We start from the raw sequence: 24,501 nt of genomic DNA, 5'->3' as shown, positions 1-24,501 counted from the left end.
GGCTGCGAGCAGCCCCGGCCCTCCTCCGTTTCGTTTCTCAGCGCAGTCTCAGCGCGCGAAGAGCGGCTCGCCGGCCGGCGCCGGGGCCTGCGCCGGAAGCAGCGCCAGGTCCAGCCCGCGTACGAGGCGTGCGCGCAGGGTCTCGTCGGCCGCCAGGGCCTCGGCGACCCGCCGGGCCGCCGCCGGGGCCTGCGCGTCGGCCGCCGCCAGCAGGATCACGAGCGTGCCGTCGCTGTCCGCGCCGCCCGGAACGAGGTGGGCGCGCAGCACCGCGGGCTCTGCGGCCACGGCGGCCCGTACGGCCTCCCGTACGGCGGGGTCGGCGAGCGGGCCCGCGTCCGTGCGACCCTCGGCCAGCGCGAGCAGGGCGGAGCCGGTGAGCTGGTAGGTGACCGGGCCGGACAGGTCCAGGACGAGGGTGTCGGCCTTCTCGTGCGCGGCGGCGGCCAGGGCCTGGTGCAGCGGGACGGCCACCGGCCGGGCCGCCGGGTCCCACAGGGCCAGCGAGGCGATCGAGGTGAAGGCGGGCAGCGCCCGCCGGTCCCCCGCCCGCAGGGTGGGGACGGCCATGTCGCTGGTCTTCTCACGCTTGAGGCCCGTCTCCGGGTCCGTCTCGACCTCGCCGAGGACGGCGACGACGGGGACCAGCAGGCGGGCGTCCTTGAGGGCGGCCAGCACCTGCGGCTCCTTGCCTCTGTCCTCGGCCCAGGCGGCCAGGGCCGCGCTCAGCCTGGGGTCGGCGGAGCCGTCGTCGTCGGAGAAACCGGGGTCGGGGATGTTCTTGTTCGCCACAGTTACCCGACCCTACTCCGCCGCGCGGGCCTCGGACGCCGGGCCAGTACGGCGGCCAGCGCGAGCAGCGCCAGACCCGCGGCCGCGGCGGCGTGCGTGCCCAGGCGTGCCCGGCGCTCGGGGGCCCGTACCGGTTCGGGGCCGGGGCCGAAGTAGGCCTTGCCGGCCGCGGCGGGCGAGGGCACCGGGGGCTCGGCGCGCACCGCGTCCGCGGCCTGGAGGGCGGCGACCGGATCCACCAGGCCGTGGCCGCGGGCGTCGTCGCGGCCGTCGGCCGGGGAGTCCGCGGCGGTGTCCTCCAGCAGCTTCTTGACCTGGGCCGGGGACAGGCCGGGGTGGGCGGCCCGGACCAGGGCCACCGCCCCGGAGACGAACGCCGCGGCGGCGCTGGTGCCCCAGCCCTCGTAGTAGGAGCGGTCGGGGTCGGCGATGACCACGTCGACGCCCGGGGCGCAGACGGTGGCGTACCAGTTGCTGGTGGAGAAGCCGGCCTTGCGGCCGCGCCGGTCGACGGCGGTGACGGCGATCACCCCGGGGTAGGCGGCCGGGTAGGAGGCGTGGTCGCCCTGTTCGCCGCCGTTGCCGGCGGAGGCGACGACGACCGCGCCCTTGGCGAGGGCGTACTGGACGGCCTCGTCCTCTGCGGCCTCGTGGTGGGCGGAGCTGCTGTCGTCTCCGAGGGACAGGTTGATGACGTCGGCGTCGTGGTCGGCGGCCCAGCGGATGCCCTCGGCCAGGGCGCCGCCCTTGCTCTCGCGGGCCTTGGCCCGGCCGGGGTCGCCCTCCTCCAGGATCACCCGGACCGGGAGGATCCTCGCCTGGGGTGCGATGCCTAGGACGCCTTGGCGGCGGTTCGGCCCGTGGCCGTGTCCGGCGATGATCCCGGCCATGGCCGTGCCGTGCCGGGCCCAGGCCCGGTCGCCGCGGCCGGCGCCCATGCCGACGAGGTCGGCGCCTTGGAGCACCTGCCCGGCCAGGTCGGGGTGGGCGTCGTCGACCCCGGTGTCGAGGACGGCGACGGTGACCCCCTCGCCCCGGGTGGTGCCCCAGGCCTCCTCGGCACGCAGGGCCGTGAGCCCCCACTGGCGGTCGCGGATGCCGTCGGCGAGGGCCGGGGGCGCCGCGGCGGTGGCGAGGAGGGCGCCCACCGCGAGGACGGTCGCGGCGCGGGGCGTTGCCGCGCGGGGCCGGGGGTTCATCGGAGGGGCTCCGGGGCGGGTGGGGCCGCGAGGGCCCGTACGGCGCGTTCGACGCGGTCGGCGACGGCCTTGGTCTCGTGGCCGAGGCCCGCCTGGGCCGCGGCTCCGGTGGCGTCCTGGCGCATCAGGTCCTCGGCGGGCCGGGGCGCGTCCAGGGTGCGGCCGTCGTTGAAGGCGGAGACGGCGTACACGACGACGGGCGCCTCGGGGAGGACGGAGGCGGTCCAGGCGGCGCGCCGCTTGTCGTCGAAGCCGTAGCCGGCCGGCGCCGCGAGCCGGCCGCGCAACCCCTGCATGGCGGCGGCGTCGGCCGGGGTGAAGACCATGCCGACGGTGACGAGCGAGCTGCGGGTGGCGTCCGTGTAGGTGGCCCGCAGGACGCGGGTGCAGCCGGCCGGGGCGAGCAGCGCCCGCCAGTCGGCGCTCAGCGCGGCGGGGCAGTCGGCGTCGGGTGCCAGCGCGATCCGGGTCCAGGTGCGGTCGGCGCCGCCGGGACCGGCGCCGCGGCCGTCGAGCACGGGCGGGAAGAGGGTGTCGACGGGGGTGGCCCGCCACAGGGAGGCGGCCTTGCGGTAGGCGGCGTCGGCGGCCAACGGCCGGTGCGCGGCGCGGTAGTCGGCGACTGCCCCGTAGCCGGCGGCGCCGGTCGTCCCGGCTCCGAGCAGGGCGCACAGCACGGCGGCGAACACCCGCCCGGGCCGCCGCCGGGGCGCGGGCGGATCGGGCTCGGCCAGGACCGCGGTCCGCGGTGTCGACGTGCTCATCCGGCGGCTCCGCCCCCCGTTCCGTACGGCTGCCTAGCCGTACTGTACGGGCCTGCCCGGGTGCCCGGGACTACGGGCCGGGCGAGGGCGGTGGCCGTAGCCCCTACCCACCGGTACCACCACGTGGCAAGCTGCCGCCATGTCTTCCGACCGGGCCCGGTACGACCGGGCGACCGCGCATCTCGACGCGCCCCTGGCCATCGTGGATCTCGAAGCGTTCGACGCCAATGCCGACGACCTCGTGCGGCGGGCCGGCGGCAAGCCGGTCCGGGTGGCCAGCAAGTCCGTACGGTGCCGTGCGCTCCTCGAACGGGTCCTGGCGCGGCCGGGGTTCGCCGGGATCATGTCGTACACCCTGGCCGAGTCGATCTGGCTGGCCCGTTCCGGCTTCGAGGACGTGCTGCTCGCCTATCCGTCCGCCGACCGCGCCGGATTCGCCGAGCTGGCGGGCGATCCCAAACTGGCCGCCGCCGTCACCGTCATGGTGGACGACCCGGCGCAGTTGGAGCTGATCGACCGCTCTCGCGACGGCGGCACGCAGGAGGTCCGGGTCTGCCTGGAGCTGGACACCGCGCTGCACCTGTTCGGCGGCCGGGTGCGCGTCGGGGCCCGCCGCTCGCCGCTGCGCGAGCCCGCGCAGCTCGCCGAGCTGGCCCGGGTCGTGAGCGCGCGTCCCGGCTTCCGCGTCGTCGGGCTGATGGGGTACGAGGGTCACGTGGCCGGGGTCGGCGACTCCCTGGCCGGGCGGCCCCTGCGGTCGCGGGCGATCCGGCTGATGCAGGGCGCCGCCCGCAAGGAGCTGGCCGCCCGCCGGGGCGAGGCCGTACGGGCCGTACGGGCCGTCGTGCCGGACCTGGAGTTCGTCAACGGCGGCGGGACCGGCAGCGTCCAGCAGACCGCCGCCGAGGACGCGGTCACGGAGATCGCCGCGGGGTCGGGGCTGTACATACCGCGGCTCTTCGACAACTACACGTCGTTCCGGGGCCGTCCGGCCGCCCTGTTCGCCCTGCCCGTGGTCCGCAGGCCCGGCGTGGGCGTGGTGACCGTGCTGGGCGGCGGGTATCCCGCCTCGGGGGCCGCCGGGGCCGACCGGCTCCCCGTGCCGTACCTGCCCGAGGGGCTGCGCTACGACCCGCAGGAGGGCGCCGGCGAGGTGCAGACACCGCTGCTGGGCAGCGCGGCGGACGATCTGCTGATCGGCGACCGGGTGTGGTTCCGGCACGCGAAGGCCGGGGAACTGTGCGAGCGCTTCGAGGAGTTGCACCTCGTCGAGGGCGATCGGGTGACGGCCACCGCCCCGACGTACCGGGGCGAGGGCCGCACGTTCCTCTAGTGCTGTGACCGGAAAGGTTCACCGCACCAGCGGGTCAGAAGACGGTGTCCGTCTGGTCGGGGACGATGCTCGTGTCGCCCCGGCGGACGGGTCCGGCCGTGCCGTCGTGGTCGACGTAGCCCGTCGTGGCGCACGGGTAGGGCGAGCTCTTCTGCTTCTTCGGCTCGATGAACATCGGGTTCACGATCCACTTGCCGTCGCTGTTGTCGTAGGCCCGGCACATCAGCTCGTTCTTGTTGCGGTTCACGACGAGCCGCAGGGCGGTCGCGTCGCGCAGGAACGAGATGTCGGTGTCGGAGTCGCCCGCGGCGAACACCTGGCGGCGCGCGGCCGGCTGGACCTTCTCGGCCGCGGCGCCGCGGACGCCGAAGACCTCCTTGTTGATCCAGCAGCGCTTGCCGTCGACGTACGTGATCATCGAGTCGGCGCCGTCCCGGACGGATCCGCAGCCCTGGAGGTGGGAGGTGAACTTCCCGCCGTCGGTGGTGGTGTTGCGGATGCCGATGACGTGGTCGGACCTGACGCCGACGCCCTTGGCCCACACCTCGACGACCGGCTGCGGCGAGGCCGAGCTGATCCAGACGTCGAAGCCGGCCTTCTGCAGGCCCGCGATCAGGTCCTTCTGCTGGTCGTAGTAGCGCACCCAGCCGGTGACGGAGGCGCTGCCGACCTGCTGCTTGGCCCCGACGGGCGCGGCCAGGTTCTCGCTCTGCGCGGCGGCCGCGAAGCCGCGGACCTGGCTCGCGGTCCAGCCCTGCATCAGCTGCGGCAGCCAGGCGTAGGCGGGTTCGATCGTACGGCGGTCCCAGCCGGCGAAGGCGGCGGCGCCGGCCCTCGTGGCGGCGGCGCCGTAGACGGAGTTGAGCTCGTCGGCGCAGCCGGCACCCTCGGGGGTGCCGGTGGGCAGCGGGGCGCCGGGGCGGGCGAGCGCGGCGCAGGCGTCGGCGAGGGCCTTGGCGGCGGCCGGGGTGAGGTAGCGGCTGGTGGTCGTCCAGTCGCCTGCGGCGGGCTGGCGGATCTTGCCGTTGCGCAGCAGCCAGAACATGGTGGCGTCGCCGACGTCGTTCTTGACGACGGTGTTGTCCCAGTCGAAGACGGCGACGGGCTTGTTGCGGTTCGGGCGGTAGGGGTTGCAGGCGCCGTACTCGTCGATGAGCTGCTGGAGGCGGGCCTGGTTGTCCCCGTACCAGCCGGCCGCGAGCCGCGGGCTGGTGCAGTGGGTGCCGGGGCGGGCCGCCTGGGCGGCGGGCGCGGCGGCCACGAGGGCCCCGCCGGACATCGCGACGGCGGCGGCGACGGCCTGGAGCCGGCGCGCGGTGGTGGGTCGGGTCACTGAGGTGAACACTCCTGATTCCGGTGAAGATCGTCGCGGACGGTAGAGCACGACAGCCGGGCGTCGTGCGACGCCCGGCTGTCGGGAGGGTGGAGCTGAGATGAATGCTTACAGCGGGGTGACGTACGCGCCGGAGATGCCGCCGTCGACGAGGAAGTCGGTGGCGTTGATGAAGGAGGAGTCGTCGCTCGCGAGGAAGGCGACGGCCGCGGCGATCTCGGTGGGCTCGGCGAAGCGGCCCAGCGGGATGTGCACGAGGCGGCGGGCGGCGCGCTCCGGGTCCTTGGCGAACAGTTCCTGGAGCAGCGGGGTGTTGACCGGCCCCGGGCAGAGCGCGTTGACGCGGATGCCCTCGCGGGCGAACTGCACGCCGAGTTCGCGGGACATGGCCAGGACGCCGCCCTTGGAGGCGGTGTAGGAGATCTGCGAGGTCGCGGCGCCCATGACGGCCACGAAGGAGGCGGTGTTGATGATCGAGCCGCGGCCCTGGCGCTGCATGTAGGGCAGCGCGGCCTTGCAGCACAGGTAGACGGAGGTGAGGTTGACGTCCTGGACCCGCTTCCAGGCCTCCAGGCCGGTGGTGAGGATCGAGTCGTCGTCCGGGGGCGAGATGCCGGCGTTGTTGAAGGCGATGTCGACGGAGCCGTAGGTGTCGAAGGCGGTCTTGAACAGTGCCTCGACCTCCTCCGGGCTGGTGACGTCGACCTTCACGAAGGTGCCGCCGACCTCCTCGGCGGCGGCCTTGCCGGCCGTCTCGTCGATGTCGCCGCAGACGATGTCGGCGCCCTCGGAGGCCAGCCGGCGGGCGGTGGCGAGGCCGATGCCGCTGCCGGCTCCGGTGATGACGGCGGTACGGCCGACCAGGCGGCGGCAGACGATCTCTTCGGTGTCGCTGCTGAACATGGGTTTCAGGCCTCCGTGCTGATGAAGACGTTCTTGGTCTCGGTGAAAGCGGTGAGGGCGTCGGGTCCGAGCTCGCGGCCGAGGCCGGACTGCTTGTACCCGCCGAAGGGGGTCCAGTAGCGGACGCTGCTGTGGGAGTTGACGGACAGGTTGCCGGCGGCGACGGCGCGCGAGACGCGCAGCGCACGGCCGATGTCCCGGGTCCAGAGGGAGCCGGAGAGGCCGTACTCGGTGGCGTTGGCCAGGCGTACCGCGTCCTCCTCGTCCTCGAAGGGCAGGACGACGGCGACCGGGCCGAAGACCTCCTCCGCGGCCACGGGGGCCGTGGGGGCGACGTCCGTGACCAGGGTCGGCGGGTACCAGAAGCCGGGGCCCTCGGGGGCGGCGCCGCGGATCGCGGCGAGGTCGTCGGTGACGTAGGACCGTACGCGGTCCAGTTGCAGCCGCGAGATCAGCGGCCCCATCTGGGTCTTCTCGTCGGCCGGGTCGCCCACGACCACGCCTTCGATCCCGGGGGCCACCAGCTCCAGGAACCGGTCGTACACGGAGCGCTGTACGAGGATCCGCGTGCGGGCGCAGCAGTCCTGTCCGGTGTTGTCGAGGAAGGACATGGGGGCCGCGGCGGCCGCCGCCTCCAGGTCGGCGTCCGCGAAGACGATGTTGGGGCTCTTGCCGCCGAGTTCGAGGGTGACCCGCTTCACGCGGTCGGCGCACTTGGCCATGATCTGCTTGCCGACCCGGGTGGAGCCGGTGAAGACGATCTTCGCGACGCCCGGGTGCTCGACCAGCGCGTCACCCGCTTCCGCGCCCCGGCCGGGGAGCACCTGGAAGAGGTGCTCGGGGATCCCGGCTTCGAGGGCGAGTTCGGCGAGGCGCAGCACGGTGAGCGGGGTGGTCTCGGCGGGCTTGAGGATGACGGCGTTGCCCGCGGCCAGCGCCGGGGCCAGGCCCCAGGCCGCGATCGGCATGGGGAAGTTCCACGGGGCGATGACGCCGATGACGCCGAGGGGTTCGAGGAAGGTGACGTCGATGCCGCCGGCGACGGGGATCTGGCGGCCGGAGAGGCGCTCCACTCCCCCGGCGGCGAAGTCGAGCAGGTCACGTACGTTGCCGGCTTCCCAGCGGGCGTTGCCGATGGTGTGGCCGGCCTCGCGGACCTCCAGCCGCGCCAGTTCCTCGATGTGCCCGTCGACGACCGAGGCGAAGCGGCGCAGCAGTCTGGCCCGGTCGGCGGGGGCGGCGGCCGCCCAGCCGCGCTGGGCCGCGGCGGCCCGTGTGACGGCGGCGTCGACATCGTCCCGTGTGGCGGCCGGGACGGTGGCGATGATTTCCTCGGTGGCCGGATTCAACACACTCAAATTGAAGGGGGCCAGCGCATCGGACACGTGGTGCCTCACAGATCTTCGAGGGGGAGGGTTACAGGCGTTCGAAGGAGCGGCGCAGTTCCCAGTCGGTGACGGCGGAGTCGTACGCGTCCAGTTCCACGCGGGCCATGTTCCGGTAGTGGGCCACCACTTCGGGCCCGAACGCGGCCTTGGCGATCTCGCTGTTCTCCCAGAGCTCGGCTGCCTCGCGCAGGGTTGTCGGGACGTGGGCGTAGTCGGCGGTGTAGGCGTTGCCCGGACAGGCTTCGGGCAGTTCCAGGCGGTTCTCGATGCCGTGGAGACCGGCCGCGACCAGGCCGGCGACGGCGAGGTAGGGGTTGACGTCGCCGCCGGGGAGGCGGTTTTCGAAGCGCATGGAGCGGCCGTGGCCGACGACCCGCAGGGCGCAGGTCCGGTTGTCGACGCCCCAGGCGACGGCGGTCGGCGCGAAGGATCCGGGGCGGAAACGCTTGTACGAGTTGATGTTCGGGGCGTAGAGAAGGGAGAAGTCGCGCAGCGCGGCCAACTGACCGGCCAGGAAGTGACGCATCACCGGTGACATGCCGCCGTGGTCGTCGGGGTCCTCACCGGCCATCGCGTTGCGTCCGTCGGCGTCGCTGAGCGAGAGGTGGATGTGGCAGGAGTTGCCCTCGCGCTCGTCGTACTTGGCCATGAAGGTGAGCGAGACGCCTTCCTGGGAGGCGATCTCCTTCGCCCCGGTCTTGTAGACCGCGTGCTGGTCGCAGGTGGTCAGCGCCTCGTCGTAGCGGAAGGCGATCTCGTGCTGTCCGAGGTTGCACTCCCCCTTCGCCGACTCGACGACCAGGCCGGCGGCCTGCATCTCGTTCCGGATGCGGCGCAGCAGGGGCTCGATGCGGCCGGTCCCGAGGACGGAGTAGTCGATGTTGTACTGGTTGGCGGGGGTCAGGCCCTTGTAGTCGCGGTTCCAGGCCTGCTCGTAGGTGTCCTGGAAGACCATGAACTCCAGCTCGGTGCCGACCATCGCGCCGTACCCGTGCTCGGCGAGGCGCTCCAGCTGCCGGCGCAGGATCTGGCGGGGCGCGGCGACGACGGGGGTGCCGTCGTTCCAGGCGAGGTCGGCCACGAGGAAGGCGCTGCCGGGGTTCCAGGGGATCCGGCGCAGGGTGGCGAGGTCGGGGTGCATGGCGAAGTCGCCGTAGCCCCGGTCCCAGGAGGACATCTCGTATCCGTCGACGGTGTTCATGTCGGTGTCGACGGCGAGGAGGTAGTTGCAGCCCTCCGTGCCGTGCGCGAGGACCTCGTCGAGGAAGAACTGTGCGGCGAACCGCTTGCCCTGGAGCCTCCCCTGCATGTCGGGGAAGGCCAGGACCACTGTGTCGATCTCACCGCTGGCGACGAGGGCACGGAGCTCCTCCGTCGCGAGCGGCGGCTTGCGGTCTACCACGGGAATCTCTCCTTCGGTGAGCCGAGTGCGCCTAAGGTATTGAATAGAACCATTGCTTGGGAAGGGGAGGAGCCGAGATGACCGATACGGCGAGTGAGGGCGGCGCCGTCGCGCGGCTGAATCCCGTACTGCGCCAGGTGCGGGCGGGCAGCGGTTTCGAGGAGGCGCTGGAGCAGATCCTGCAAGTGGTCCGCCTGGGCCTGGTGCCCGGCGGGGAACGGCTGCCACCGGAGCGGGAGTTGGCCGAGCGGATGGGGATCAGCCGGGTCACGCTCCGCGAGGTGCTGAAGGTCCTCCAGGACCAGGGCCTGGTGGAGGCCCGGCGCGGACGGTACGGCGGAACGTTCGTGCTGCCCCGCCCCGACACCCCGGCGAGCGGCGCCGAGGAGGAGCTGCGCCGGCGGGTCGCGGGCGTGGACATCGAGGACGTCCTGCGGTTCCGCGAGGTCTTGGAGGTGGGCGCGGCCGGACTGTGCGCCTCCCAGGGGCTGACCGAAGAGGGCGCGGAGCGGCTGCTCGGGGCACTGACCGCCACCCACGACGCCCAGCTCGCCGCCTACCGGCGCCAGGACACCCTCTTCCACCTCGCCCTGTGCGAACTCGCGGGATCCGCCACCCTGACGGCCCAGTACGCGGCTGTCCGGGCCACCGTGAACGACCTGCTGGACTGCATCCCGCTGCTGGTGCGCAACCTGGAGCACTCCCAGCAGCAGCACACCACCCTGGTGGAGGCGGTGCTGGAACGGGACGCGGACGCGGCGCGCGAGGTGATGCGCGAGCACTGCTGCGGCACGGCGGCGCTGCTGCGGGGGTTCCTGGCCTGAGCGACGGAAAGCGGGGTACGGGACGCGGGGCACGGGACGCGGGGCGGGGGACACGGGGCGGCCGCGCCGGCGGCAGCCGGAGAACTTTTCGTAACCCCTGTTTAACGCACGGGTCTTGCGCCCGCCACTCCCCAGCGGCAAAGGTACGCCCCACAACCATTGCCCTAGGCAGGAGCGCACATGGCCGACGACACCTCGGCACGGCAGGCAGCCGTACCCGATCCCACCAAGTCCCCCGAGGGCACCGACGGCTACCTGGAGCGCCGCACCCTGCGCCGCGGCAGCGCCGGCTGGCTGCTGCTCACCGGCCTCGGCGTCGCGTACGTCGTCTCCGGAGACTTCTCCGGCTGGAACGTCGGCCTCGCCCAGGGCGGTTTCGGCGGGCTCGCCATCGCCACCGCCCTGATGGGCGCGATGTACGCCTGCCTCGTCTTCTCCCTCGCGGAGCTGTCGGCGATCCTGCCGACCGCCGGCGGCGGCTACGGCTTCGCCCGCCGGGCGCTGGGCACCTGGGGCGGTTTCCTCACCGGCACCGCCATCCTCATCGAGTACATCCTCGCCCCCGCCGCCATCGCCATCTTCATCGGCGACTACGTCGAGTCCCTCGACCTCTTCGGCCTCGCCTCCGGCTGGCCCGTCTACCTCGCCTGCTTCGCGATCTTCATCGGCATCCACCTCTGGGGGGTCGGCGAGGCCCTGCGCTTCTCCCTCGTCGTCACCGCCATCGCCGTGATCGCGCTGATCGTCTTCGCGCTCGGCGCGTTCACCGAGTTCGACGCGGGCCACCTCGACGACATCGCCGTGGACACCACCGCCTTCGGCTCGGGCTCCTGGCTGCCGCTGGGAATCCTCGGCATCTGGGCCGCGTTCCCCTTCGGCATGTGGTTCTTCCTCGGCGTCGAGGGCGTGCCGCTGGCGGCCGAGGAGGCCAAGGACCCGGTGCGCTCCATGCCGCGCGCCCTGTCGATCTCGATGGGCATCCTGATCCTGCTCGCGCTGATCACCTTCCTCGCCTCGACCGGGGCGCGGGGCGCCGACGCCATCAAGGACGCGGGCAACCCGCTGGTCGTCGCCCTGGAGGGCAACCCCGGCCTCTCCTGGCTGAAGACCTTCGTCAATTACGCCGGTCTCGCCGGGCTGGTGGCCTCCTTCTTCTCCCTCATCTACGCCGGTTCGCGCCAGCTGTTCGCCCTGTCCCGGGCGGGCTACCTGCCGCGCTTCCTCTCACTGACCTCCCAGCGCAAGGCCCCGTACCTGGGCCTGCTGATCCCCGGCGCGATCGGCTTCGCCCTGGCCGCCGCCACCGGCAACGGCCCGCGCATGCTGAACATCGCGGTCTTCGGCGCGACCATCAGCTACGCCCTGATGGCCCTCTCCCACATCGTCCTGCGCCGCCGCGAGCCGAACCTGGAGCGGCCGTACCGCACCCCGGGCGGGATCGCCACCTCTTCGGTGGCCTTCGTACTCGCCCTGTCGGCCCTGGTCGCCACCTTCCTGGTGGACAAGGACGCGGCATTCATCGCACTGGCCGTGTACGCCGTCGCCCTCGCCTACTTCGCGATCTACAGTCGGCACCACCTGGTGGCCTCCGCGCCGGAGGAGGAGTTCGCGGCTCTCGCGGAAGCGGAGGCGGAACTGTCCCGCGACTGAAATCCTTGCCCCGATCCACCCTCTGGAGGTATCAACCGTGCACAGGCCGCTCATCGGCATCTCCACCTACGTGGAAGCGTCCACCCGCTACGGGGTGTGGGACCTTCCCACCGCCCTCGTCCCCACCGGGTACTACGAACTCGTCCAGGCGGCGGGCGGCGCGGCCGTGCTGCTGCCGCCGGACGAACCCGGCAGGGCGGCGGAGGTGCTGAGCCGGCTGGACGGCCTGGTCGTCGCGGGCGGGCCCGACGTGGACCCGCTCCACTACGGCGCCGCCCGCGACCCCCGTACGGGAGCGCCCGCCACGGTCCGCGACCACTGGGAACTGGCGCTGATCGGGGCGGCGCTCGCCTCCGGCATGCCGCTGCTGGGGATCTGCCGGGGCATGCAGGCGCTGAACGTGGCCCTGGGCGGGACGCTGCACCAGCACATCGACGGGCACGTGGACGCCCCGGGCGTCACCTCCTGGCACCCGGTGCGGCCGGTGCCGGGCACGCGGTACGCGGCGCTGGTGGCGGAGGAGGCGGAGGTCCCGACGTACCACCACCAGGCGGTGGACCGCCTGGGCCGCGACCTGATCGTCTCGGCCCAGGCGGTCGACGGGACGGTGGAGGCGATCGAACTCGCGGACCCGGCGCGGTGGGTCGTGGGCGTCCAGTGGCACCCGGAACGGGACAAGGACACCCGCGTGATGTCGTCCCTCGTCTCCGCGGCCACCGCACGCACGACGGTCCTGGTGTCGTAACCCCCGGGGCTCAAACGTCGGCGGGGCTGCAATCGCCCTGCAGGCAATCAGCCCGTCAAGAGGCGGCATCAGCCCAAATCCAGCCTCGCCGGCGTTTGAGGCCCAGGGTCCGGGGCGGAGCCCCGGCAGCGGCGGCGCGGGCGAACGGCGTCACGGGGCTGGGCGGAGCCCCAGCGGCGGCGCGGGCCGACCGGTGCTACGGGACCCGGCGCGTCAGGGACAGCAGGTCACGCGCCGGGCCCGCCGGCCGGGAGCCCGTCGGCCAGACGGCCCGCAGGGCCCGGTCCAGCGCCGCCCCGACCACCGGCACGGCCACCAGCCGCCGCCCCGCCAACTCGTCCCCCACCGCCAGCTCCGACAGCACGCACGGCCCCGCCCCGCTCAGCGCCGCCGCCTTGACGGCCGTGGTCGACGCCAGCTCCAGCAGCGGCTCCGCCACACCCCCGCACCCGGCCAGCGCCGCGTCCAGCACCTGCCGCGTCCCCGACCCCCGCTCCCGCAGGATCAGCGGCGTCGACGCCAGCTCCGCCGCCTCCACGCCCTTCGCCCGCCGCGCCCACGGGTGCCCCGACGCCACCGCCACCACCAGCCGATCCTGTGCGATGACCGCCGAGTCCAGCCCCTCCGGCACCGTCAGCCCCTCCACGAAGCCGAGGTCCGCCTCGTGGGCCAGGACCCGCTGCGCCACCACCGCCGAGTTCCCGGCGTGCAGCGACACCGCCGTCCCGGGCCGCTGCCCGCGCAGCGCGATCAGCCACCCGGGCAACAGGTACTCCGCGATGGTCATGCTGGCCGCCACCCGCAGCCGCGAGTCGCGCCGCCCGCGCAGCGCCTGCGCACCGGCGTCGAAGGCTTCCGCCGCCTCCACCACCCGCCGCGCCCAGTCCGTGACCAGCGCGCCCTCCGCGGTGAGCGTGGAGCCGCGCGGGGAACGGTCCACCAGCGCCACCCCCAGCCGGGTCTCCATCGCGCGGATCCGGCTGCTCGCCGCGGGCTGGGTGATGCCCAGGCGCCGGGCCGCGCCGCTCAGGCTGCCGATCCGCGCGACCGCGAGCAGCAGTTCCAGCGCGCCCAGATCCGGTACCCGGTGCGCCAGCGGAACCTGCGACGCCCACTCCTCATTACCCATAAGTGCAGTTTATGCCCTCATAGGAAGATGACCTCTGCCACCCGGCCCGCCCCGGCGGAACCCTGGAGCCATGGCCACCACCCTGGTTCGATCCGACACCACCCCCGCCGCGGCCCCCGAGACCGCCGCCGCCCCCGCCCACAAGGCACCGGCGCTGCGCCACCTCGGCCCCAACTGGTACGCCTCCGTCATGGGCACGGCGATCATCGCGAACGCCGGCGCGACCCTCCCGTACCAGCTCCCCGGCCAGCGCGTGGCCTGCCTGATTCTCTGGGCCCTGTCCGCCGCCGCCCTCGCCGTCCTGCTCACCGCCCGCGCCGGGCACTGGCTCCACCACCGCGATCAGGCCCGCGCCCATCTCCTCGACCCCGCCGTGGCCCCCTTCTACGGATGCCTCGCGATGGCCCTGCTGGCCGTCGGCGGCGGCACCATGATCGTCGGCAAGGACCTGATCGGGGTCCGGGCCGCCGTCGCCGCGGACGCGGTCCTCTTCACCGTCGGCACCGCGATCGGACTGCTCATGGCCGTCGTCGTGCCCTACCTGATGGTGGTCCGCCACAAGGTCGAGCCCCGGCAGGCCACCCCGGTCTGGCTGCTCCCCCTGGTCGCCCCCATGGTCTCCGCCGCCGTCGGCCCGCTGCTGATACCCCACCTGCCCTCGGGGCAGCCCCGCGAGGCCTTGCTGCTCGCCTGCTACGCCATGTTCGGCATCAGCCTGCTCGCCACCCTGCTGATGCTCCCCCTGGTCTTCGGCCGCCTGATCATGCACGGGCCCCTGCCCCTGGCGCTCACCCCGACCCTGTTCCTGGTCCTGGGCCCCCTCGGGCAGTCGACCACCGCCGTCAACCAGCTCGCCGACATGGCGCCCCGGTCGATCGCGGCCCCCTACGCCGGTGCGTTCGGCGCCTTCGCGGTCGTCTACGGAGTCCCCGTGATGGGATTCGCCCTGCTGTGGCTGGCGCTGGCCGTCGCGATGCTGGTCCGGGCCGCCCGGGGCGGCATGGGGTTCGCCATGACCTGGTGGGCCCTGACCTTCCCCGTCGGCACCTGCGTCACCGGCGCCACCGGCCTGGCCCACCACACCGGGCTGACCGCCTTCGCCTGGCTGGCCGCCGCACTGTTCCTGGCCCTGCTCACCGCCTGGGTCCTGGCCGCGACCCACACCCTGCGCGGCCTCTTCTCCGGCCGCCTCCTGGCCGCACCCCGCTAGTGCTATGGCCGGAAAGGTTCACCGCGCCGCGCGCAAGGCGGCCCCCAGCACCGCCGGGGCCCGTGCCAGCGAAGGCCCGTACCAGGTCAGGTGGCGGCCACTGACCAGCGCCGCCGGCAGGGGCGCGAACGCCTCCGGGCCGTCGGACTCCGTGAAGCGGTACGGCTCGTCGGGGAGCACCACCAGATCGCAGTCGGCGGCGGCCAGCTCCTCGACGGGCACGCGCGGGTAGCGCTCCGCGTGCCCGGCGTACGCGTTGCGCACCCCCAGCCGGTCCAGCAGATCGCCCGCGAAGGTGTCCCGGCCCAGCACCATCCACGGCCTGCGCCACACCGGCACGAAGGCCGTACGCCCCGCGCCGGGCGCCACGGGCCGTACGTCCGCCCAGGCGGCCTCGGCCCGGTCCAGCCACTCGGGCCGCTTCAGCCCCAGGGCTCCCACCAGTACCCGGTCCAGCTCGCTCAGCGCCTGCGGCAGCCCGCGTACCTCGGTGACCAGCACCTCCACCCCGGCCGCCCGCAGCTCCGCCAGGTCCGGGGCCCGGTTCTCCTCCTCGTTGGCGATCACCAGGTCCGGGCGCAGCCGCGCGATCCGGCGTACGTCGGGATTCTTCGTGCCCCCGATCCGCGCCGCGTCCCCGAGGTCCGCGGGATGCGTGCACCAGTCGGTCACCCCGACCAGCAGCCCGGGCGCGCTCACCGCCACCGCCTCGGTCAGCGACGGCACCAGCGAGACGACCCGCATCCGGCTCAGCGCCCCGGCGCCGGCGGTTCGGAGGTCGCGTGGATGTGGTCGCCGACCGCGACGACGAGGATCCGGGTGTCCTCGGTGACGGCCCGCCACCGGTGCCGTACGCCGCCGGAGAGGAACAGCGCGTCGCCGCTCTCCAGCCGGTACGCCCGCCCCTCGGCCTCCACCTGGCACGCGCCGCAGACCACGTACATCAGCTCGTCGTTGCGGTGCTGGTACTCGCGGCCCGCGTCCTGGTCCCCGGTGAACTCCAGTGCGTGCAGTTGGTGGTGCCCGCGCACGAGGGGCCGTACGCCCGGGACCGGGGTGAGCCCGGAGTCGTCGCCGGCCCGTACGAGGTCGACCGTGCGCGCGGTGTCGGAGGCGGCCAGCAGCTCGACGGCAGTGGTCTCCAGCGCGTCCGCGACCCGCTCCAGGGACCGCATGCTGGGCCGGGCCCGCTCGTTCTCTATCTGGCTCAGGAAGGGCACCGACAGGCCGCTGCGCGCCGACACGGCGGCGAGCGTCAGGTGCAGCGCGCGGCGTCGCTTGCGCACGGCCACGCCCACCCGGAGCGGTTCCTTGGCGTCCTTGTGCTTGTCGTCCCTGTCGTTCCGGTCGCTCTTGCCGTCCGCTGGGTACAGGTCCTGCGTGCCGTCCCTGTCGTTCATGTCGGGGCTGCCCTCCCCTTGTCCGTCGCACATGGGTGTGCTGTAAGCACCTTACGCAGCTACCGCCCCCGGTTTCGCGTGCACGAGGTGACCCGCCCACCGCGCATCGAGCGTTTCCCCGGCGGCCCTGGGTCCGGCGGGTGCGGCATCATCGTGGTCGTGACGACGACACGACGCCTGATGCTCCTGGACACCGCCTCGCTCTACTACCGCGCGTACTTCGGTGTGCCGGACTCCGTGAAGGCCCCCGACGGCACCCCGGTCAACGCCGTGCGCGGGCTGCTGGACTTCATCGGGCGCCTGGTGCAGGACCACCGGCCGGACGATCTGGTGGCGTGCATGGACGCCGACTGGCGGCCGCACTGGCGGGTCGAGCTGATCCCCTCGTACAAGGCCCACCGGGTCGCCGAGGAGACCGCCACCGGCCCGGACCTGGAGGAGACCCCGGACACCCTGGCCCCGCAGGTGCCGATCATCGAGGCGGCCCTGGACGCGTTCGGCATCGCCCGCGTGGGGGTCGCCGGGTACGAGGCGGACGACGTGATCGGCACGCTCACGGCCCGCGCCACCGGTCCGGTGGACATCGTCACGGGCGACCGGGACCTCTACCAGCTGGTGGACGACGCCAAGGAGCGGCGCGTGCTGTACCCGCTCAAGGGGGTCGGCACCCTGCAGATGACGGACGAGGCCTGGCTGCGCGAGAAGTACGGGGTGGACGGCCCCGGCTACGCGGACCTGGCGCTGCTGCGCGGCGACCCCAGCGACGGCCTCCCGGGCGTCCCGGGCATCGGCGAGAAGACGGCGGCCAAGCTCCTCGACGCGTACGGCACCCTGGCCGGGATCCTCGCCGCGATCGACGACCCGAAGTCGAAGCTCACCCCCACCCAGCGCAAGCGGCTGGACGAGTCCCGGCCCTATCTGGCGGTGGCCCCGAAGGTGGTCCAGGTGGCCTCGGACGTCCCGCTGCCGGACTTCGACGCGGCCCTGCCCGCGGCCGCGGCGCAGCCGGAACTGGTGGACGCTCTTGCGCGCCGGTGGGGTCTGACCGGAGCTGTGTCGCGCCTGAGCAGCGCACTGCGCCCCTGAGATGCTAACTTAGGTAATCCTAAGTTTCTGGGGAGTCAGGGGAGACGCCGTGGCAGAAGGACGCGCCCGTACAGTCGGCACCGCAGTCGTCGTGCGCACCGAGCGGTTGACGCCGCACATGGTGCGGATCGTGCTGGGCGGTGAAGGGCTGGCCGGCTTCGGCGCCGGCGAGTTCACCGACCACTACGTCAAGCTGCTCTTCGCCGCCGACGGCGTCCGCTACGCCGAGCCCTGGAACCTGGAGCAGATCCGCTCGGCGCACCCGCGCGAGCAGTGGCCGCGCCAGCGGGCGTACACCGTGCGCTGCTGGGACCCGGCCCACCGGGAGCTGACCCTGGACTTCGTCGTGCACGGGGACGAGGGCCTGGCCGGTCCCTGGGCGGCCCGCGTCCAGCCGGGGGAAGTCGTACGCTTCCTCGGCCCGGGCGGGGGCTACGCCCCGGAGCCGAAGGCCGGCTGGCACCTCCTGGTCGGCGACGAGAGCGCGTTGCCGGCGATCGGCGCGGCGATGGATCGGATGCCGGTCGGGGCTCAGGTGCACGCCTTCGTGGAGGTCGAGGGCCCGGACGACGAGCAGAAGATCGCCACCCCGTGCGGCATCGTCCCGGTCTGGATCCACCGCGGCGCCCGCCCGATCGGCGAGGCCCTGGTGGAGGCCGTGACCTCGCTGCGGTTCCCCTCCGCGGACGTGCACGCCTTCGTCCACGGCGAGGCGGGCTTCGTCAAGGAGCTCCGCCGCCACCTGCGCGTGGAACGCGGCATCCCCCGCGAGCGCCTGTCCATCTCGGGCTACTGGCGCCTGGGCGAAACGGACGAGGGCTGGCGCGCGATAAAGCGCGACTGGAACGCCGCGGTCGAAGCCGAACAGGAACACCGCGCAGCCGCCTGACCCCACCGCCCCAAGCCCCCGGGCAAGCCCCAGCCCCGCCGCGCGGAAATCAGCCCCACCGGGCAATCCAGCGCCGCCGGGCGTTCCAGCCCCACCGCGCAATCCAGCCCCACCGCGCAATCCAGCCTCACCGGGCAATCCAGGGCCCGCCGGGCAAAATCCAGCCCCGCCGGCGTTTGAGGCGCGGGGTCTGGGGCGGAGCCCCAGGGGCCCGGGCGCAGCCCGGGATGTGCGCCGCACCACCGGGACGGAACGCGCGCGTTCGCCCGTCCGGCGGGACAATGGACCCCATGCGCACGGTCCGCGTCATCGGCTCGGCCGGCGCCGCCGTCCTACTGGCCGCGGCAACGGCAACGGCAACGGCCGCCCCCTCCCCTCCGCCCGCCCCGAAGCCCCAGATCACCGACGCCCAGGTCGACACGGCAGTGACCCGCATCGACACGACCGTCACGGACATGATGACCCGCACCGGCGTCCCCGGCGTCTCCGTCGCGGTCGTCCACGACGACAAGGTGGTCTACCTCAAGGGCTTCGGACTGCGCCGCACCGGCGAGCGCGCCAAGGTCGACCCCGACACCGTCTTCCAGATCGCCTCGCTCTCCAAGCCGGTCTCCTCCACGGTCGTGGCCGCCGCCCTCACCACCCCCGACGAGTGGGACCGCCACACCGCGCTGCCCGGCTTCGCCCTCAAGGACCCGTGGGTCACCGATCACGTCGCCACCGCCGACCTGTTCTCCCACCGCAGCGGCCTGCCCGACCACGCCGGCGACCTCTTGGAGGACCTGGGCTACGACCAGTCGTACGTCCTCGACCACCTGCGCCTGGAGCCCCTGGCCCCGTTCCGCGCGAGCTACGCGTACACCAACTTCGGCTTCACCGCCGCCGCCGAGGCCGTCGCCAGGGCCAAGGGCACGAGCTGGCAGAAGCTCAGCGAGGACACCCTCTTCAAGCCCGCCGGCATGACCCGTACGAGCACCCGGTTCTCCGCCTTCGAGCAGGCCGCCGACCACGCCGCCACCCACGTGAAGAACCCCGACGGCACGTGGAGCCCCCGCTTCGTCCGCGATCCCGACGCGCAGGCACCGGCCGGCGGTGTCAGCTCCACCGCCCGCGACCTGTCCCGCTGGATGCGGCTCCAGCTCGGCGGCGGCTCCCTCGACGGGAAGCAGATCGTCCCTGCGGACACCCTGGCCCGTACGCACCTGCCCGAGATCGTCTCGCAGCCGCCCACCGGAACCGGCGGCCGCCCCACCTTCTACGGGCTCGGCTGGAACGTCTCCTACGACGACGCCGGCCGGCTGCGCCTGAGCCACTCCGGGGCCTTCCAGCTCGGCGCCAACACCAACGTCACGATGCTCCCGCTGGAACGGCTCGGCATCGTCGTGCTGACCAACGGCGCCCCGGTCGGTCTCGCCGACGCGGTGGCCCTGGACTTCTTCGACACGGCCGAGCACGGCAAGCCGGGCACCGACTGGCTGGCCCTGGCCGGCGCCGCCTACGCGCAGATGGAGACGGCGGGCCGCTCCCCCACCGACTATGCGCATCCGCCGTCGGGCGCGAAGCCGGCCCAGGACGACTCGGCGTACACCGGGACCTACGACAACCCCTACTACGGCAGGCTCACCGTGACGGCGGGCCCCGGCGGCGCCCTCACCCTCGCCCTCGGCCCGAAGCCGATGCGCTTCCCGCTCACCCACTACGACGGGAACACCTTCAGCTTCGAGACCTCCGGCGAGAACGCGGTGGGCCGCACCGGGGTGTTCTTCTCCGACGGCACGGTCCGCGTGGAGTACCTGGACGGCAACCACCTGGGCACCTTCACCCAGGAGTAGCCGCATAGCCTGGTCCCGATGAAACGCCACAAGCGGGCCCCCGACTCGCCCCTCCCCCAGATCGCCGGCATCGACCCCGTCCGCCTGCGGCTCCCCGGCGACCCCCAGGGGACCTGGCCCGATCTCGGCACCTGGCTCACCGCGCGCTACGCGGGCACCCGCGGCGCCGAGTCCATGGCCCACCTGCTGGCCACGGGCCGGGTGCTCGGGGCGGGCGGCCGGGTGCTGGGGGCGCGGGACCCGTACGAGCCGGGTGCCTACCTGTGGTTCCACCGGGACATGCCGCCCGAGCCGCGCGTGCCGTTCCCGATCCGTGTCGTCCACCGCGACGGGCATCTGCTCGTGGTGGACAAGCCGCACTTCCTGGCCACCACCCCGCGCGGCAGCCACGTGTTCCAGACTGCCCTGGCGCGGCTGCGCGAGGAGCTGGACCTGCCCGAGCTCAGCCCGGCGCACCGCCTGGACCGGCTGACCGCCGGACTGGTGATGTTCAGCATCCGCCCCGAGGACCGCGGCGCGTACCAGACGCTGTTCCAGGAGCGGCGGATCCGCAAGGAGTACGAGGCGCTCGCGCCCCTGGATCCGGGGCTCGACCTGCCGCGTACGGTGCGCAGCCACATCGAGAAGCTCCGCGGGGTCATCGCCGCCGTGGAGGTCCCGGACGCGGAGCCGAATGCCGAGAGCGTGGTGGAACTCGTCGAGTCCCGCGGCGGCTTGGGGCGCTACCGGCTGACCCCGCACACCGGTCGCACCCACCAGCTGCGGGTGCACATGAACAGTCTGGGCCTGCCGATCCTCGGCGACCCGGTGTATCCGCAGGTCACCGATCCGGCGCCGGACGACTACCGCCGTCCGCTGCAACTGCTGGCCAAGGTGCTGGAGTTCACCGATCCCGTCACCGGGGCGGCGCACCGTTTCGAGAGCGGCCGCGCCCTGCAGGCGTGGCACGACCCGGAGGCCTGGGAAGCCGGTCAGGGGGAAGACTGAGGCCGGCCCACGCCCGCGATCCGCAGCGCCGCGTCGGCGGTGGCCTCCGCGAAGGCGGCCACCGGTCGCGCCGGGTCGGCGCGGTGGATCAGCATGACGCCTTCGATGAGCCCGAAGACGAGGTCGTTGCGCAGCGCCAGCCCGGCCTTGTCCCCCGACAGTTCGGCCCCGACGGCGGTGCTGTCGAGCAAGGCACGGTAGGCGTCCCTGAGTTCGAGGCGCATCCGGCGGAAGCGGGTGAACCGCGAGCCGCCCACCTCGGGCAGGAGATAGAGCGCGCCCAGGTTGTACGGGCCCCCGCACAGCAGCAGCACATCGGAACGGCACAGCTCCCAGAGCCGCTCGTCCGCGGGGCGGTCCGCATCGGCCAGCAGCCGCCCGGCCAGCACCAGCGAGGGGGCGACCGTGGACTCCAGGAGTTCGGCGAGGAGTTCCTCCTTGCCGCCGAAGTAGTGGTACATCGTGGCCTGGCGCATCCCGGCCCGTTCGGCCACCGCCCGTGTGGTGGTGGCCGCGTACCCCTGGACGGTGAACAACTCGGCCGCCGCACAGAGGAGTTCCTCGCGCGGCGGCCGGCCGCTGTCCGGCCTCAGCTGATCGGCGCGCGGCCGACCGACCCGTCTCGCACCCTCTCCCGCTCCGCCACTCATGCGCCGATCGTCGCACAGCGCACGCCGAATCGATCATGGCAAGAGATGAGATCCGGCCAACCCAACTTTCGGAGGAAGCCCCAAAAACCCCTAGCCGACCGAGCTGTAGGCCACTACGCCCCGAAGTAGCGCGTCCACGGCCTTACGGGCATTTCGCGCCACCGTGCTGCCGCCCTCCGAGGACGGCGGAGCGGAGGACGACGGCGCCGCCGCGGCCACCTGACCCAGCACGTCGATGACCTGCTTGCACCAGCGCACGAAGTCACCGGCCGGCATCTCCGCCTCGCGCAGCACCTCGTCCAGGCTCTTGTCGGAAGCCCACTGGTACGCCGCCCACGCGAAGCCGAGGTCCGGCTCGCGCTGGCCCACGCCCTCCGCCTGGTTGATGCGGTGCTCCTCCTCCAGCGCGTCGAGCCGGCCCCAGATGCGGACCATCTCGCCGAGCGCCGCCTTCGCCGCGCCGCCCGGAACCTTCGGCGCGACCGCGTCGTCCGACTGGCGTGCCTCGAAGACCAGCGCCGAGACGCAGGCGGCCAGTTCGGCCGGGCTCAGGCCCTCCCAGACCCCGGCGCGCAGGCACTCCGAGGCCAGCAGGTCGAGCTCGCCGTACAGCCGGGCCAGGCGCCGGCCGTGCTCGGTGACCGCGTCCTCGCGCAGGTAGTCCAGCTCCGTCAGCAGCGCGTGGATCCGGTCGAAGGTGCGGGCGATGGTGTTCGTCCGGCCCTCGATGCGCCGCTCCAGCTGCTGCGTGTCGCGCTGCAGGCGGTGGTAGCGCTCCGCCCAGCGGGCGTGGTCCTCGCGCTCGTCGCAGCCGTGGCAGGGGTGCGCCCGCAGTGCGGCGCGCAGCCGGGTGATCTCGCGGTCGTCGGCCGCCGCGGCCCGGCCCCGCTTGTGCCGGTCGGGCGCGACGTGCCCGGCCTTGGCGCGCAGCTGGGAGGCCAGGTCCCGACGGGACTGCGGCGAACGGGCGTTGAAGGTCTTGGGGACCCGCATCCGGTCGATGGCCTCGACGGGGACCGGGAAGTCGATCGCGGCGAGCCGCTTGACCTGCCGCTCCACGGTGAGCACCAGCGGACGAGGACCCTCGGTGTACTCGTGCCCGCGGTGCCCGTTGGACCGCCCGGCCGGCACGCCCGGGTCCAGGACCAGGGCGAGCCCGGCGAACTTGCCCGTCGGGACGTGGATGATGTCGCCCGGCTTGAGCTTCTCCAGCGAACCGGCCGCCTGGGCCCGCCGCTGCGCCGCGCCCTGCTTGGCCAGGTCGGTCTCGCGGTCCTTGAGGTCGCGGCGCAGCCGCGCGTACTCCTCGAAATCGCCGAGGTGGCAGGTCATGCCCTCCCGGTAGCCCTCCAGGCCCTCCTCGTTGCGCTGCACCTGCCGCGAGATCCCGACCACCGAGCGGTCGGCCTGGAACTGCGCGAAGGAGGTCTCCAGCAGCTCGCGCGAGCGGTGCCGCCCGAACTGCTGCACGAGGTTGACGGCCATGTTGTACGAGGGCTTGAAGCTGGAGCGCAGCGGATAGGTACGGGTGCCCGCGAGCCCGGCGAGCGCCGCCGGGTCCATGCCGCGCTGCCACAGCACGACCGCGTGTCCCTCGACGTCGATGCCGCGCCGCCCGGCCCGGCCGGTGAGCTGCGTGTACTCCCCGGGGGTGATGTCGGCGTGCTGCTCGCCGTTCCACTTGACCAGCTTCTCCAGGATCACCGTGCGCGCGGGCATGTTGATGCCCAGCGCCAGGGTCTCGGTGGCGAAGACGGCCTTCACCAGGCCCCGTACGAACAGCTCCTCGACGACCTCCTTGAAGGTGGGCAGCATGCCCGCGTGGTGCGCGGCGATGCCCCGCTCCAGCCCTTCGAGCCACTCGTAGTAGCCCAGGACGTGCAGGTCCTCGGTGGGGATGGAGGCGGTCCGCTCCTCGACGATCTCACGGACCTTCAGCCGGGCGGTGTCGTCATTGAGGCGCAGGCCCGCGAACAGGCACTGCTGGACGGCGGCCTCGCAGCCGGCCCGGCTGAAGATGAAGTTGATGGCGGGCAGCAGCCCGTCGTTGTCGAGGCGGGCGATGACCTCGGGACGGCCCGGGGTCCAGATCCGGCTGCGGGAGCGCCGCTCGCGCTCGCGGTCGGCCTCGCGGACCATCTTGCCGCGCCGCCGGTCCTTCGGGTTGTAGGTGCGGCTGTTCTCCTCGCGCGCCATGCGCAGCAGGTCGGGGTTGACCTCCCGGCGGGCGGAGCCGCGGCCGCCGTGGTCGGACTCCTCCTCGAAGAGGTCGTAGATCCGCCGGCCCGCCATGACGTGCTGCCACAGCGGTACGGGCCGCTCCTCGGAGACGATCACCGCGGTGTCGCCGCGCACGGTGTCCAGCCAGTCGCCGAACTCCTCGGCGTTGGACACGGTGGCGGACAGCGAGACCAGGGTCACCGAAGCGGGGAGGTGAATGATGACTTCCTCCCAGACGGCTCCGCGGAACCGGTCGGAGAGGTAGTGCACCTCGTCCATCACGACGTAGCCCAGGCCGCGCAGCGACTGCGAGCCCGCGTACAGCATGTTGCGCAGCACCTCGGTGGTCATCACGACCACGGGCGCCTCGGAGTTGACGCTGTTGTCGCCCGTCAGCAGGCCCACCTTGTCGGCGCCGTAGCGCTTGACGAGGTCCGCGTACTTCTGGTTCGACAGGGCCTTGATGGGCGTCGTGTAGAAGCATTTGCGGCCCTGTTGGAGGGCGAGGTGCACGGCGAACTCGCCGACGATCGTCTTGCCCGAGCCGGTCGGGGCGGCGACCAGCACGCCCTTGTCGGCCTCCAGTGCCTTGCAGGCCTCGACCTGATAGGGGTCCAGGTCGAATTCGTACAGCTCGCGGAAGGGAGCCAGGGCGGTGGCTTCTTCGGCGGCGCGGATCCGGGCAGCGGCGTACCGCTCGGCGGGGGAGAGTTCTTCGGTCATCTTGGTATCGAGCCTACCCGTCACCCCTGACAACAGTCGCGA

21 protein-coding genes are annotated in these 24,501 nt (G+C 73.2%); 9 read left to right on the top strand and 12 right to left on the bottom strand.

What is annotated here, in order from left to right:
• Positions 1 to 48: 48 nt before the first annotated feature.
• Genes ACFWBF_RS26360 through ACFWBF_RS26350 form a run of 3 tightly spaced genes read right to left on the bottom strand, consistent with a single transcriptional unit; the run spans position 49 to position 2,755 of the window.
• Positions 49 to 792 carry an SseB family protein gene (locus ACFWBF_RS26360; RefSeq protein ID WP_385606212.1) on the bottom strand — a complete coding sequence of 248 codons (744 nt, stop codon included), beginning with the start codon at positions 790 to 792 and terminating at the stop codon, positions 49 to 51.
• A 2-nt stretch (positions 793 to 794) separates the two neighbouring features.
• Complete coding sequence (gene mycP / locus ACFWBF_RS26355; protein WP_385606210.1) at positions 795 to 1,991, bottom strand: type VII secretion-associated serine protease mycosin; 1,197 nt, start codon at positions 1,989 to 1,991, stop codon at positions 795 to 797.
• Positions 1,988 to 2,755 carry a hypothetical protein gene (locus ACFWBF_RS26350; RefSeq protein ID WP_385606209.1) on the bottom strand — a complete coding sequence of 256 codons (768 nt, stop codon included), beginning with the start codon at positions 2,753 to 2,755 and terminating at the stop codon, positions 1,988 to 1,990. Before ACFWBF_RS26350 ends, mycP begins: the two co-directional genes overlap by 4 nt.
• A gap of 139 nt (positions 2,756 to 2,894) precedes the next feature.
• Here ACFWBF_RS26350 and ACFWBF_RS26345 point away from each other — a divergent pair, with 139 nt between their 5' ends.
• Complete coding sequence (locus ACFWBF_RS26345; protein WP_385606207.1) at positions 2,895 to 4,088, top strand: amino acid deaminase/aldolase; 1,194 nt, start codon at positions 2,895 to 2,897, stop codon at positions 4,086 to 4,088.
• 34 nt (positions 4,089 to 4,122) lie between these two features.
• Here the strand turns inward: ACFWBF_RS26345 and ACFWBF_RS26340 are convergent, their stop codons facing one another.
• The 4 genes from ACFWBF_RS26340 to ACFWBF_RS26325 form a co-directional block, all read right to left on the bottom strand.
• Positions 4,123 to 5,421: a haloacid dehalogenase-like hydrolase gene (locus ACFWBF_RS26340; RefSeq protein ID WP_385606205.1), complete on the bottom strand. Its 1,299-nt coding sequence runs from the start codon at positions 5,419 to 5,421 to the stop codon at positions 4,123 to 4,125.
• Between the two features lie 108 nt (positions 5,422 to 5,529).
• Positions 5,530 to 6,324: a 3-oxoacyl-ACP reductase gene (locus ACFWBF_RS26335; RefSeq protein WP_385606203.1), complete on the bottom strand. Its 795-nt coding sequence runs from the start codon at positions 6,322 to 6,324 to the stop codon at positions 5,530 to 5,532.
• Between the two features lie 5 nt (positions 6,325 to 6,329).
• Positions 6,330 to 7,676: an aldehyde dehydrogenase family protein gene (locus ACFWBF_RS26330; RefSeq protein WP_385606201.1), complete on the bottom strand. Its 1,347-nt coding sequence runs from the start codon at positions 7,674 to 7,676 to the stop codon at positions 6,330 to 6,332.
• 64 nt (positions 7,677 to 7,740) lie between these two features.
• Entirely contained in the window at positions 7,741 to 9,114 is a 1,374-nt protein-coding gene (locus ACFWBF_RS26325) for a glutamine synthetase family protein (protein ID WP_385606199.1), read from the bottom strand.
• 77 nt (positions 9,115 to 9,191) lie between these two features.
• Between ACFWBF_RS26325 and ACFWBF_RS26320 the strand changes: the two genes are divergently transcribed.
• The 3 genes from ACFWBF_RS26320 (at position 9,192) to ACFWBF_RS26310 (ending at position 12,333) form a co-directional block, all read left to right on the top strand.
• A complete protein-coding gene (locus ACFWBF_RS26320; protein ID WP_385606197.1) occupies positions 9,192 to 9,938 on the top strand; it encodes a FadR/GntR family transcriptional regulator in 747 nt (248 codons plus the stop codon).
• Between the two features lie 180 nt (positions 9,939 to 10,118).
• Positions 10,119 to 11,588, top strand: coding sequence for an ethanolamine permease (eat, locus tag ACFWBF_RS26315; protein ID WP_385606195.1), 1,470 nt, complete (start codon positions 10,119 to 10,121; stop codon positions 11,586 to 11,588).
• Positions 11,589 to 11,625: 37 nt separating this feature from the next.
• The gene (locus tag ACFWBF_RS26310) at positions 11,626 to 12,333 is read left to right on the top strand and encodes a gamma-glutamyl-gamma-aminobutyrate hydrolase family protein (protein ID WP_385606193.1); all 708 of its coding nucleotides are present in this window, start codon (positions 11,626 to 11,628) and stop codon (positions 12,331 to 12,333) included.
• Between the two features lie 196 nt (positions 12,334 to 12,529).
• On the opposite strand, the gene ACFWBF_RS26305 is transcribed toward ACFWBF_RS26310, so the two are convergent.
• Complete coding sequence (locus ACFWBF_RS26305; RefSeq protein ID WP_385606191.1) at positions 12,530 to 13,462, bottom strand: LysR family transcriptional regulator; 933 nt, start codon at positions 13,460 to 13,462, stop codon at positions 12,530 to 12,532.
• Positions 13,463 to 13,532: 70 nt separating this feature from the next.
• Here ACFWBF_RS26305 and ACFWBF_RS26300 point away from each other — a divergent pair, with 70 nt between their 5' ends.
• Positions 13,533 to 14,672, top strand: coding sequence for a TDT family transporter (locus tag ACFWBF_RS26300; protein WP_385606189.1), 1,140 nt, complete (start codon positions 13,533 to 13,535; stop codon positions 14,670 to 14,672).
• A gap of 18 nt (positions 14,673 to 14,690) precedes the next feature.
• On the opposite strand, the gene ACFWBF_RS26295 is transcribed toward ACFWBF_RS26300, so the two are convergent.
• Together ACFWBF_RS26295 and ACFWBF_RS26290 are read right to left on the bottom strand one after the other, a co-directional pair.
• Positions 14,691 to 15,416: a helical backbone metal receptor gene (locus tag ACFWBF_RS26295; RefSeq protein ID WP_385606187.1), complete on the bottom strand. Its 726-nt coding sequence runs from the start codon at positions 15,414 to 15,416 to the stop codon at positions 14,691 to 14,693.
• A 5-nt stretch (positions 15,417 to 15,421) separates the two neighbouring features.
• On the bottom strand, positions 15,422 to 15,970 hold the full coding sequence (locus ACFWBF_RS26290) for a helix-turn-helix domain-containing protein (protein ID WP_385606218.1): 549 nt from the start codon (positions 15,968 to 15,970) through the stop codon (positions 15,422 to 15,424).
• A gap of 282 nt (positions 15,971 to 16,252) precedes the next feature.
• On the opposite strand from ACFWBF_RS26290, the gene ACFWBF_RS26285 reads away from it, so the two are divergent.
• The 4 genes from ACFWBF_RS26285 to ACFWBF_RS26270 all read left to right on the top strand — a co-directional run bounded on the left by ACFWBF_RS26285 (position 16,253) and on the right by ACFWBF_RS26270 (position 20,866).
• Positions 16,253 to 17,158, top strand: coding sequence for a 5'-3' exonuclease H3TH domain-containing protein (locus tag ACFWBF_RS26285; protein ID WP_385606216.1), 906 nt, complete (start codon positions 16,253 to 16,255; stop codon positions 17,156 to 17,158).
• Between the two features lie 49 nt (positions 17,159 to 17,207).
• Positions 17,208 to 18,047: a siderophore-interacting protein gene (locus ACFWBF_RS26280; protein ID WP_385606185.1), complete on the top strand. Its 840-nt coding sequence runs from the start codon at positions 17,208 to 17,210 to the stop codon at positions 18,045 to 18,047.
• Between the two features lie 290 nt (positions 18,048 to 18,337).
• Positions 18,338 to 19,879, top strand: coding sequence for a serine hydrolase (locus tag ACFWBF_RS26275; RefSeq protein WP_385606183.1), 1,542 nt, complete (start codon positions 18,338 to 18,340; stop codon positions 19,877 to 19,879).
• 18 nt (positions 19,880 to 19,897) lie between these two features.
• On the top strand, positions 19,898 to 20,866 hold the full coding sequence (locus ACFWBF_RS26270) for an RluA family pseudouridine synthase (protein ID WP_385606181.1): 969 nt from the start codon (positions 19,898 to 19,900) through the stop codon (positions 20,864 to 20,866).
• Here ACFWBF_RS26270 and ACFWBF_RS26265 read toward each other — a convergent pair.
• Both ACFWBF_RS26265 and ACFWBF_RS26260 read right to left on the bottom strand, forming a co-directional pair.
• The gene (locus ACFWBF_RS26265) at positions 20,851 to 21,516 is read right to left on the bottom strand and encodes a helix-turn-helix domain-containing protein (protein WP_385606179.1); all 666 of its coding nucleotides are present in this window, start codon (positions 21,514 to 21,516) and stop codon (positions 20,851 to 20,853) included. The genes ACFWBF_RS26270 and ACFWBF_RS26265 overlap by 16 nt on opposite strands.
• A 90-nt stretch (positions 21,517 to 21,606) precedes the next feature.
• Positions 21,607 to 24,459 (bottom strand): DEAD/DEAH box helicase, encoded by a 2,853-nt coding sequence (locus ACFWBF_RS26260; RefSeq protein ID WP_385606177.1) that lies wholly within the window; start codon positions 24,457 to 24,459, stop codon positions 21,607 to 21,609.
• Between the last annotated feature and the right edge of the window lie 42 nt (positions 24,460 to 24,501).

Source organism: Streptomyces sp. NPDC060028, from assembly GCF_042736725.1.
Classification (GTDB): domain Bacteria; phylum Actinomycetota; class Actinomycetes; order Streptomycetales; family Streptomycetaceae; genus Streptomyces.
This window is presented reverse-complemented; position numbering and strand designations above follow the sequence as displayed.

Excerpts from the sequence above, each read along its gene's own strand:
- ACFWBF_RS26305 (WP_385606191.1), bottom strand. The coding sequence starts at position 13,462 with ATGGGTAATGAGGAGTGGGCGTCGCAGGTTCCGCTGGCGCACCGGGTA.
- mycP (WP_385606210.1), bottom strand. The coding sequence starts at position 1,991 with ATGAACCCCCGGCCCCGCGCGGCAACGCCCCGCGCCGCGACCGTCCTC.
- ACFWBF_RS26275 (WP_385606183.1), top strand. The coding sequence starts at position 18,338 with ATGCGCACGGTCCGCGTCATCGGCTCGGCCGGCGCCGCCGTCCTACTG.
- ACFWBF_RS26345 (WP_385606207.1), top strand. The coding sequence starts at position 2,895 with ATGTCTTCCGACCGGGCCCGGTACGACCGGGCGACCGCGCATCTCGAC.
- ACFWBF_RS26320 (WP_385606197.1), top strand. The coding sequence starts at position 9,192 with ATGACCGATACGGCGAGTGAGGGCGGCGCCGTCGCGCGGCTGAATCCC.
- eat (WP_385606195.1), top strand. The coding sequence starts at position 10,119 with ATGGCCGACGACACCTCGGCACGGCAGGCAGCCGTACCCGATCCCACC.
- ACFWBF_RS26335 (WP_385606203.1), bottom strand. The coding sequence starts at position 6,324 with ATGTTCAGCAGCGACACCGAAGAGATCGTCTGCCGCCGCCTGGTCGGC.
- ACFWBF_RS26285 (WP_385606216.1), top strand. The coding sequence starts at position 16,253 with ATGCTCCTGGACACCGCCTCGCTCTACTACCGCGCGTACTTCGGTGTG.
- ACFWBF_RS26350 (WP_385606209.1), bottom strand. The coding sequence starts at position 2,755 with ATGAGCACGTCGACACCGCGGACCGCGGTCCTGGCCGAGCCCGATCCG.
- ACFWBF_RS26265 (WP_385606179.1), bottom strand. The coding sequence starts at position 21,516 with ATGAGTGGCGGAGCGGGAGAGGGTGCGAGACGGGTCGGTCGGCCGCGC.
- ACFWBF_RS26270 (WP_385606181.1), top strand. The coding sequence starts at position 19,898 with ATGAAACGCCACAAGCGGGCCCCCGACTCGCCCCTCCCCCAGATCGCC.
- ACFWBF_RS26295 (WP_385606187.1), bottom strand. The coding sequence starts at position 15,416 with ATGCGGGTCGTCTCGCTGGTGCCGTCGCTGACCGAGGCGGTGGCGGTG.
- ACFWBF_RS26300 (WP_385606189.1), top strand. The coding sequence starts at position 13,533 with ATGGCCACCACCCTGGTTCGATCCGACACCACCCCCGCCGCGGCCCCC.
- ACFWBF_RS26260 (WP_385606177.1), bottom strand. The coding sequence starts at position 24,459 with ATGACCGAAGAACTCTCCCCCGCCGAGCGGTACGCCGCTGCCCGGATC.